A 986-nucleotide genomic window follows, 5' to 3' on the forward strand; every position below is an offset into this window, starting at 1 on the left:
CTCCTGGCAGAGAAACACCCCATTGCTTAATGAATTTTCGAATGCAATTTTATTATAGCATGGGTTGCCCTCAAAAAATAGGAGGGTCTTATCATGGATCAAAGCGAAAAACTGTTAATGAGTATCGAAAATATTCTAAGTGTAGCCTCTGACTTAGTTGATGAAGTTGCTCGACTGAAGAGTGTAGAAGAAGAATGCAAAATCCTGAAAGAGAAAGTATTCATGAGCCAGCTTACTCAAGCAGAACGAGAAGTCTTTGCTCTTGCTATTGATGGTCATTCTATTTCGGAAATACAAGACATTCTCCATAAAGAAGAAAGCACGATTAAGAATCAAAGAAAAAGTATCTTAAAGAAATTGAATACCTCATCTATAACAGAAGCTGTTCAACAATTTCAAAATCTACATCAAGAACCTTCAGAAAAACTAATACGTATTTCTTAACTATATAGTAGCCTTAAAGGCAATAGGAGCAGGCTTAAGCCTGCTTTTTCTTTTACAACAAAACCGCTCAACCTTCATTACACTAATGGTTTCGTTTAGTCTAATAATCCTTTCTTAAGGTATAAAATTACATAAATTCTATTTTATAAAATTTTTATAAATATATTGTATTTTTGGATAGTTATGTTAGTATGACTAATGTCGCTTAAATTTAGAGACTGAAAAATAAAAAACAGGGGGAATTTTCTTTATGTATTACATTAAGAAGGTAAGTGCTATACTTGTAACTTTAGCATTGTTATTAGGAATTTTCAGTTTACCAACTTCTTCATATGCAAGCACAAATGAAGAATCAAACCAAAGTCTAGAACCAATTGATCCAAGCCAGGTTACATATGAAAGTAATAAAAATTTATCTGATGAACAAGTTTCAGATAGATTCCAAGAAATTAATTCAAAATATGATATCGAGGAACCGTTCTCTGCAGAAGATGCTGAATTCATTAGAGCATATGCTTCAAGTCCTACTGATTCTACGGATA

2 protein-coding genes are annotated in these 986 nt (G+C 32.3%); both read left to right on the top strand.

Annotation, left to right across the window (positions count from 1 at the left end; all coding sequences use genetic code 11):
- Positions 1 to 93: 93 nt before the first annotated feature.
- Positions 94 to 444 (top strand): helix-turn-helix domain-containing protein, encoded by a 351-nt coding sequence (locus tag FA014_RS19620; RefSeq protein ID WP_098526846.1) that lies wholly within the window; start codon positions 94 to 96, stop codon positions 442 to 444.
- A 250-nt stretch (positions 445 to 694) separates the two neighbouring features.
- The coding region (locus FA014_RS19625) for a hypothetical protein (RefSeq protein ID WP_230323467.1) at positions 695 to 986 on the top strand (292 nt) is incomplete at its 3' end.

Origin of the sequence: Cellulomonas hominis, assembly GCF_005239125.1 — a bacterium.
In the GTDB taxonomy this organism is placed as follows: domain Bacteria; phylum Actinomycetota; class Actinomycetes; order Actinomycetales; family Cellulomonadaceae; genus Cellulomonas; species Cellulomonas hominis_A.